The sequence below is a fragment of the Actinomycetota bacterium genome (genome assembly GCA_040905475.1).
GTDB lineage: Bacteria > Actinomycetota > AC-67 > AC-67 > AC-67 > DATFGK01.
The window spans coordinates 1-8499 of the sequence record JBBDRM010000038.1; the positions used below are offsets into that span (position 1 = coordinate 1).

The window sequence follows — 8499 nt, forward strand, 5'->3', positions numbered from 1 at the left end:
TCGTGATGATGGAGCTAGGCGGGCTCGAACCGCCGACCTCCTGGGTGCGATCCAGCTAAGGGCGAATCACGCCCGATCACTGGTCTCCGAGAAAATCCCTCTGAGCAGGGAGTTTCTAGGAGCCGATGCACTTATGCTTCACGCGCGATCACGCCGTTTCGCGCCCAGCACCCGACAAAAAGCAGACATCGTCGCGTTGTCGATTCTTGAAACAGACAACAGCCCCGCGTTACGCGCGGGGCAGAGGTCGCCAATCCTGGCGTCAACGCGTCATCTTCCCGGTGGCCGTCAGCCCGAGGAGGGCGCCTGCGTCGACGTTGCCGGGAAACTTCTCGCCACGCTGGCTCAGATGAAAGGTCGAGGCCAGCGCGTCCGCACATGAGACTCGCCGCCGGCGTCGAAAGTCACGGTGAGCTCGAGATCGTCCTCAGAGGGGCGGCCGCGCCTTTCCCAGTCTCGCACATGCCCGAGCAGTAGCTCTTCGGCGTCTTCGCTTCCGAACACGCGAACCGAGCTGACCGTGCTCCTCGGTCGAGCAAACGGTGGCTCGATGGCGGCCAGGCTCGTTCCGGCGCGAGCGATGACCCCGATTCCGTAGCGCGGCGCCGTCGTGACGAGCTGGCGCGTCGGCACGCGGACCGAGAGGAAGAGCGTGAGCGCGCTCGAGCTTGCGCGGAGGCCGAGCGGACGTCGACGGCCCTCGGTGAGCGCGATCGAGAGCAGCCGTCGTCTTGCCCGCGGGGACAGGGTTCTCAGTGCTTCGCCAGACAGCTGCTGCACCGGCGCACCGCCGTCGCTTGTAGCGTCTGAAGCAACCAGCATCGGCTGCTTGAGCACGGCTGCCGCGTCTTCCCCCTGGGGGCGGAGCGGCATGAAGCCTCCGCAGAGCATCGCCACTGAGCGGAGCCCGTCCCGCGTCTTGCGCAGCAGGGGAATCGCTTGCGCCCCGGTCGGGGAGAGCCGCAGCGGCACTTCGAGCAGCCCGCCCGGCTGCAACTGCTCGAACCACGCCCGCGGCACCGTGTCCGAACTCGCGGTGACCACGATCCGGTCGTACGGAGCGAACTCGGAGACGCCCTCGCGTCCGTCTCCGGGGAGGACGCGTACCCGGTAGCCGCCGGTCCGGAGGCTCCGTCGAGCGTCACGGGCGAGGTCTCGATCGATGTCGACCGAGACGACACGGCCGCGGGGACCGACGAGGAGAGAGAGGAGCGCCGCGTTGTAGCCTGTCCCGGCGCCGACCTCGAGCACGCGCATCCCTTTCTCGAGTCCGAGCTTCTCCAGCATCAGCGCCATGATCGCCGGCTGCGAGGAGGAGCTGAGCGCCGTTCCCTGAGCGTCTCGCTTCGTCAGGATCGCCTCGTCGCGATAGACCGCCGGCAAGCCTTCCCGGTCCGCGAACTCCCCGACGAAGAGCTCACGGGGAACCGACAGAAACGCATCGCGGACACGTGCACTCCGGATGAAGCCACGGCTCGCGAGTCCTTGCACGAGCTGGCGGCGGAGCGACTCGCTCAGCCCGGTTCTCGGCACGCTCCGGATCGTACGCGCTCACGTTCGCCACTCTTCGTACCGGCACACGGTCCGGCGTTCCGCGAAGTGGCGACCGCCATTAGCCTTCCGGCCCGCTTCCGCCGTGGGGTGGCAGGCCAAGGACCTAGCGCGGCGCCCCTGCGCACGCTACTCGAGGTGAGGCGGCAGGGCGGCAGACAGGAACCGCTCCACAATGGGTCGCTGGGTAGCGGGGAGATCAAGCGCGAGCAGCTCGCTCTTTGGGAAGAAGCGAAGCTCCTCGGACTCCGAGCTCGCGCGGAGGCCGCTGAAGGAGTCGACCGCGACTGAGTAGACGAAGGCGACGCTACGTACGACGTTGCCGTCCGGATAGCTCACGATGCGCGTCGGGTCCGAGAAGGTGCCGAATAGCTCGTAGCTCAGCACGGCGAGTCCTGTCTCCTCGATTACCTCTCGTCGCAGCGCGGCTGCAAGCGTCTCGGCGTCCTGGAGATCGCCGCCGATCAATGACCAAAGCGGCGCATCAGCGCGCCGCTCAAGGAGAAGCGATCCGTCCCGCTCGATGAGTGCGAGGACGCCCAGCCTGAACGGCCTGTTCGGCTTCGGGGCTCTTGGATCGCGGTAGTAGAAGCGCGTGTGTCGTGTCATCTCCGCCTTGCATGCCGCGGTCGAAGTCGTTGCCCTGCAGCAACCTCGCGCTCTCGTGCCACAGCGCGCTCGCAAGGTTCGCGCTCGTCCACGAATGCTCCGGTCGCGATCCCAGAGTTGTCAGGATCGGATCCACGAATAGCTTGCGGGCGAGGAGCGGCGGTCTCGCGCGCGAGGTGCTCGGCGAGGTCCGGTGAGTAAGCGAGCGTGCTCAAGTGCGCGCGGCGGAGCTCGGCCTGCTCGTGGGCCCGGACGAGCCGAATCCGCGCGTCAGTCGCGCGCGTCATTCGGCTGCCTCGGTCTCGACGGACCAGCGCTGCTGCCGTCTTCCGGGCGGAAAGCGCAGCGGCAGGTCGAGATCGGGCAGCTCGGAGATTACGAGCGCCCGCGTCTCCTCGACGAGCAGCCCGAGTTCCGCCGCTGCTCGGTCGGGTTCGAGCCGGAAGAGCGACTCCAGCCGATCAGCGAGCCGTGGCGGCGCGAGCGTCATCCTCGCGACGAGCGTCCGCACGTGCTTCAGCTCGAAGCGGCTGAAGTAGAGGCGGTTGAGGGCGGCGAGCACGCCAAGCAGGTTGAAGACGGCCTCGAGCAGAGTGTCGAGCCGCCACAGCTCAGCGTCTCGGGTGGCCATCGCCTCGCCGTAGTACCAGAGCGGGAAGAAGCTCCAGTGTCGCTCGGCCATCGCTCGCCGAAGCGACTCTGGATAGGTGCGCACACGCGCCCGCCTGCGCTCGAGGAGTTCCTCCCCATGCAGCGGCAGACCTTCGATAATGCCCGCGAGGACCTTCTGGAGCGGCGAGTCGAATTCCTCGATCCGGGTGAGCAGCTCGTCGAGGCGCGAGTCAGCCCAAGCCAGCACGACGAACGACACTTCGGTTCGCACGCCGTGCAAGTCGAATTCCTCGCCACAGAAGTACTCGGTCGGCTCACCCTTTCGAATCGGGTTCCTCCCACCAACGGCCTCTCGGATCTCCGCCAACAGCTCCTCCGGCGGAACGTCGTCGACGTAGAGCAGCAGGTCGATGTCGGAGTAGAAGTCGGCATCCCCGCGAGCCGCCGAGCCGGTGAGCAGTGCGGCCCGCAGCGCAACGCGCGGGCGTGTCTCATCGACTATCCGCCTCGCGAGCACGCGCAGATGCTCCGTCGCCTCCTGCATCTCTTGCCGATCGTAAGCGGCGCAGTGACGGAGTTGACCTCGCGGCTCGTTTCCGATGCAGGCAGCTTGCATGGGCGCTCGAGCTCGTCCGCTGGGCTGGCCTCCTCTAGGGTCGAGAGGTGAGCGAAAGACCGCTCGGGTCCCTGGGTCGGGCAGTACGCTCCCCTCCGATGCCCTTCACCGGTCTCGATCCTGCGTGGCGGGCTTCGTTCGAGCTCGCGTGGGAGGCCTTTCGGGCCGGCTCGATCCCAGTCGGCGCCGTTGTCGTCGATGAGGCCGGCGACGTCATCGGCCGAGGCCGGAATCGCATCTTCGAAGAGGATGCTCCTCCCGGACAACTTGCGGGCTCGTTCCTCGCGCACGCCGAGCTGAACGCGCTCGCCGGTCTTGATCCCGTGCGGCGCTACGGCGCTCACGTCCTCTACACGACGCTCGAGCCGTGTGCGCTCTGCGTTGGTGCCGCGATCATGGTCATGGTCGGCGGGGTCAGCTTCGCCTCCAAAGACGTGTACGCGGGTGGGTCGGACTTCGGTTGGAGAACCCGCACACGGCGCGGCAGCCGCTCGCGGTCGAGGGTCCGCTCGAAGGCATCGCCGGAGACCTCGGCGAGCTGCTGCACGTCGCCCACTTTCTCTGGCGCAAGCCGGACAGCATCGTGGTCGAGGTGCATCGGGAGCGGAGCCCGCGGATCGTCGAGCTCGCTGAGCGCGCTGACCTCATGGCGGCATCGCGGAACGGCGCGACGCTCGACGACGCGATCGCGCTAATCGTCTGAACCGGCACGACGGACTGCTGCGATTGGGACGACAGCGCACGGCCTCGGAGTGCCGAAGGCTGCGACCGGGATGACGATCGTTGGCGCTTCGTCTTGACCGCCCGCGCAAACTCTTCGCCAGGCATCGGTGAAACGACTCCGTCCGCCGGTCCTACTACCCTAAACAGCACGAGAGACACATATGCATCGCGATGCCTTTGTAACATTATGCTGAGCATCTCCAAGCTGACACCGGGGCAGGAGTTCTACTACCAGCGTTCCGTCGCAGCCGGGCTCGACGACTACTACGACGGCGGCGGCGAGTCGCCTGGCGTCTGGATCGGCCGTGGAGCCGCCCAGCTCGGTCTCGTAGGCGTCGTGCAGGATGGGCAACTCGCGAGGCTCGTGCGCGGCGTCGACCCGGCGAGTGGCGTCCAGCTCCGCAAGCCTCCGAAGCGGCGGCAGATCGCGATCGAGCGAATCGACCCGGAGTCCGGCGAGCGGTCGATCGAGTCAAAGGCGCTCGACCCGGTCGGCGGCTTCGACCTCGTCTTCTCGGTTCCGAAGAGCGTCAGCCTCCTCCACGCCCTCGGTACGGAGAACACCCGTCTCGCCGTCAACCAGGCTCACGCCTCCGCGTGGCAGGCCGCACTCTCGTACCTCGAGGACGAGGCCTGCGTCACCCGACGCGGCAAGAACGGTGTTCAGCGCGAGCACGCCAACGGGTTCGTTGCCGCCGCGTACCAGCACCGCACGTCTCGGGCGCAGGACCCGCACCTGCACACGCACGTGATCGTCGGGAACTTGGCGATGAGCCCGTCAGACGCGAAGTGGCGCGCCCTCGACGGGAACCCGATCCTGCGCGCCTACCGGCTCGCCGCGGGTTACCTCTATCAGGCGCACCTGCGCGCCGAGCTGACGCGCTCGCTCGGCGTCGCCTGGGAGCGGCCGGAGAAGGGGATGGCCGAGATCGCAGGGATGCCGCGCGAGGTGCTCCGGGAGTTCTCTCAGCGGCGCCGTCAAGTGCTCGAGCGGACCGCAGACTGGGGAACCACCAGCTGGCGCGCCGCCCAGGCCGCCGCGCGCGAGACACGGGAGCGGAAGGAGCACATCGACCTAAGCCTGCTACGCGACGACTGGCGGGCACGCGCCGCTGAACACGGTCTCGGTGATCGGGAGCTGAAGACCGTCCTCCACCGTTCACGGCTCCGCAAGCCGTCTCGCCACGAGCTGGAGCGGGTAGCCCGCGCACTGGTCGGGCCCGACGGGATGACGGCGAACCGGACCGCCTTCTCCGAGCCCGAGCTGGTGATGGCCTGGGCGCAGGCCCACGTGAGCGGAGCCTCCGCCGAGCGCGTCCGCGAGCTTGCGCGGCGATTCTCCCGCGCGCCGGAGCTCGAGCCCGTCGGCAGTGAGCCGCAGCCCGGTCGCCCCGCGTGGTTCACCACCACCGAACTGCTCGCAGTCGAGCGGAGGGCACTGGCACTCGTAGAGCGCGGACGCGGCTCGAACGCGCCCGCTCTTCCCGGCGAGGCCATCCCTGAACGGAACCTGTCGAGCGAGCAGGCCGCGATGGCGCGCGAGGCGGTCACCAGCCCGGATCGTGTCGTGTGCGTCATCGGCGTCGCTGGCACCGGCAAGACGACCGCCGTGCACGGTATCGCGTCCGCCTACCGCGCCGCGGGTACGCGCGTGCTTGGCGCGGCGCCCTCCGGAATCGCCGCCGAGCGGCTGCGCGACGAGACCGGCATCTCGGCGATGACGCTCCACCGGCTCCTCGAGTGGAGCGAGCTTCCCGACCGCTGCGTCCTCGTCGTCGACGAAGCCGGCATGGCCGAGACGCGCGTGCTCGCGCCGATCCTCGAACGCGTCGAGCAGGCAGGCGGCAAGGCGATCCTGATCGGCGATCCGAGCCAGCTACCCGCGGTCGGCGCCGGCGGTCTCTTCGCCGGCATCGTGGAACGCTACGGCGCGATCGAGCTCACCGAGAACCGCCGCCAGCACGACCTCGACGAGCGCCGCGCGCTCGAGGCGATCCGGCGCGGTGACGGGCGCGACTACGTCGCCTTTGCCGAGCGCCGAGGACGACTCGTCCTCGCCGACAGCCCGCTCGCTGCGAGGGCGCAACTCGCCGCCGACTGGTGGGACGCAGCCCGCTACGACCTCGGGGGCAACGTCATGATCGCCCTGCGCCGCCACGACGTTGCCGAGCTGAACGCGCTCGCCCGGATGCTCATGCAGGAGGACGGCCGCCTCGGCGCCCGGCGGCTCGACACCCCGCATGGAGAGCTCGCGCCCGGCGATCGGATCGTCTGCAAGCGCAACTCCGACCGGCTCGGCGTTCGCAATGGCACCCGTGGCAAGGTCGAACGCGTCGACCCTGACGAACGCGCGGTCACGGTCGCCACCGACCGCGGCGACCGCGTCGTGCTCGACCGCCCCTATCTCGACGCCGGTCACGTCCGCCACGGCTACGCGCTCACCGGCCACGCCGGTCAGGGGTTGACGGTCGAGCGGGCGTTCGTGCTCGGCTCCGAAGAGCAACGGCTGCGGGAATGGGGCTACGTCGCGCTCTCCCGGGCCCGCGAGTCGACCAGGCTCTACATCACCGGGAGTCAGCGCGTGCGCGAGAGCGACTTCGTCGAGCGCGACGGGCGCGACCCGGCGACGCGGGTTGCGCAAGCGCTCGAAGAATCCGCGGCCGAGCGGCTTGCCGTCGACCAGCCTGCGCCCGTCCCTCTCTCGAGTCGGCCGCGACCCGTGATCGACCGGCTGCTCGAACGGCAGCAGGAGCAGACCGAGAAGCTGCGGCAACGGGCTGCCCAGCGACTCACCGAGGTCGAGCGCGAGCTCGATGGGCGCATCCTCGGAAGCCACGGCCGCCGCGGGCGGGAGCTGCAAGCCGAGGCGTGGCGCCAGCGCCACGCAATCGAACGGGCCGATGCTCGCCTCGGAGAACTGGAAAGGGCGATCGCCGCACAGCGCGAGCTCACGGAACGAATCCCGCCGGAGCGAGCACGCGCACGCACGCCAGAGCGCGAGCGAGCACGGCAGCCTGAACGCAGCCTCGGGCTCGACCGTGGCCGCTAAGTGCTCTGGCTCGGAAGTTCGCCGACGTATCGGCGGTCTGGTGTCAGGCGGCCAGTGATGTGGGTTGTGGGGCGGCGGCCTTGGCCAGCAGCTGGTTGAGGTCGGCGCGGGTGAACTTCCATTGGAACGGGGCGGCGATCTGCTCGTAGCGGCGGCCGAACGCCAGTAGCTGCTGCTCGAGCGTGTCGAGATCGGCGAAGTCGTTGGGGGTGACGACCTTGCGCTGGACGACTGAGAAGTAGATCTCGGCTTGGTTGAGCCAGCTGGCGTGGACGGGGGTGTGGACGAGGATCAGGTTGGGCCACGCGCCCTGGAGGCGATCGGTCGAGCGTTTGCCGCGGTGCGCGGAGCCGTTGTCGACGATCACGAACACGCGCTGGGCCTGCTTGTAGGGGTGCTGGGACATGAATTGATCGACAAGGGCGTCGAACGGTTCGATCCCGTCCTTGGGCGCGCAGCGGTCGAAGATCCTCGCGTGCTTGACGTCCCAGCCGGCGAGGTAGCACAGCGCGCCCTTGCGCTCGTACTCGTGCTCGACCTTCTGCGGCTCGCGGGGTCGGGCGGGCAGCCTCGGGTGCTTGCGCGCTCTGGCTTGGATCGAGGGCTTCTCGTCGGCGCAGACGACGTAGTCGCCCGGATGCAGCAGCTCGCCTTCCCAGCGGCCCTGGTAGAGGTCGAGCACTCGGCCGGCCCGCTCGGCGAACCGCGAGTCGCGCGGGAAGATCCAGGAGCGGTGCTGCCACGGCTTGATCGCGTCTGCGGACAGCCAGCGCCACACGGTCACGCCTGAGATCTGCTCGACGATCCCGCGCTCGACGGCCTCGCGCGCCAGCTCCGCCGCCGACCAGCGCGACAGCGGCACGCCCTGCTCGGCAGGCAGCGCGCAAGCCATCGCGATCACCTCAGCGCGAACGTGAGGGGGGAAAAGTCGGGGGCCGGCCCCGCCGCGGCAGGTCCTCAAGACCCGCCAAGCGCTGCTCGAAGAACCGCTTGCGCCACTGCGAGACGACATCACGGCCGCAGTCAAGCCGCGCCGCGATCTGGTCATTGCGCAGCCCGTCCGCGGCCAGGAGCACCATCCGAACACGCGTTACCTGCCAATACGGCGACGTATATGAGCGCGCCAAAGACTCGAGAACCGCGCGCTCGTGCGTCGTGAGCTCGATTCGATATGGACTGTGCCTGGGCATCAGAACCCCCACACAAGCGGGATAGGATGCCACAGAGGCTACGAACCAGACCGGACGCCCTAATACGTCGCCTTACTTACGAGGCGCACCACTAAGTGACTATCTCGAAACAGGAGTGATTGCCTCGATCTCGAACTGACGGCCAACGC

The 8499-nt window shown here is 68.6% G+C and carries 8 protein-coding genes; 2 read left to right on the forward strand and 6 right to left on the reverse strand.

All coding sequences use genetic code 11. The annotated features are described in order from the left end of the window. Positions 1–345: 345 nt before the first annotated feature. From WEB06_03480 to WEB06_03495, 4 genes are all read right to left on the reverse strand, one after another. On the reverse strand, positions 346–1533 hold the full coding sequence (locus WEB06_03480) for a methyltransferase domain-containing protein (GenBank protein MEX2554675.1): 1188 nt from the start codon (positions 1531–1533) through the stop codon (positions 346–348). Positions 1534–1680: 147 nt separating this feature from the next. Then, complete coding sequence (locus WEB06_03485) at positions 1681–2160, reverse strand: NUDIX domain-containing protein (GenBank protein MEX2554676.1); 480 nt, start codon at positions 2158–2160, stop codon at positions 1681–1683. 283 nt (positions 2161–2443) lie between these two features. After that, positions 2444–3316 carry a nucleotidyltransferase domain-containing protein gene (locus WEB06_03490; GenBank protein ID MEX2554677.1) on the reverse strand — a complete coding sequence of 291 codons (873 nt, stop codon included), beginning with the start codon at positions 3314–3316 and terminating at the stop codon, positions 2444–2446. Further along, positions 3271–3732: a hypothetical protein gene (locus WEB06_03495; GenBank protein ID MEX2554678.1), complete on the reverse strand. Its 462-nt coding sequence runs from the start codon at positions 3730–3732 to the stop codon at positions 3271–3273. The genes WEB06_03490 and WEB06_03495 overlap by 46 nt, the downstream gene beginning before the upstream one ends. Positions 3733–3848: 116 nt before the next feature. On the opposite strand from WEB06_03495, the gene WEB06_03500 reads away from it, so the two are divergent. Together WEB06_03500 and mobF are read left to right on the forward strand one after the other, a co-directional pair. Beyond that, complete coding sequence (locus WEB06_03500) at positions 3849–4091, forward strand: hypothetical protein (GenBank protein MEX2554679.1); 243 nt, start codon at positions 3849–3851, stop codon at positions 4089–4091. A gap of 207 nt (positions 4092–4298) precedes the next feature. Further along, positions 4299–7160, forward strand: a complete 2862-nt coding sequence (mobF, locus tag WEB06_03505; protein MEX2554680.1) for a MobF family relaxase — start codon at positions 4299–4301, stop codon at positions 7158–7160. A 43-nt stretch (positions 7161–7203) separates the two neighbouring features. Here mobF and WEB06_03510 read toward each other — a convergent pair whose 3' ends face one another. Both WEB06_03510 and WEB06_03515 read right to left on the reverse strand, forming a co-directional pair. Beyond that, complete coding sequence (locus WEB06_03510; GenBank protein MEX2554681.1) at positions 7204–8052, reverse strand: IS630 family transposase; 849 nt, start codon at positions 8050–8052, stop codon at positions 7204–7206. A gap of 10 nt (positions 8053–8062) precedes the next feature. After that, positions 8063–8350 (reverse strand): helix-turn-helix domain-containing protein, encoded by a 288-nt coding sequence (locus WEB06_03515; protein MEX2554682.1) that lies wholly within the window; start codon positions 8348–8350, stop codon positions 8063–8065. Positions 8351–8499: the final 149 nt, after the last annotated feature.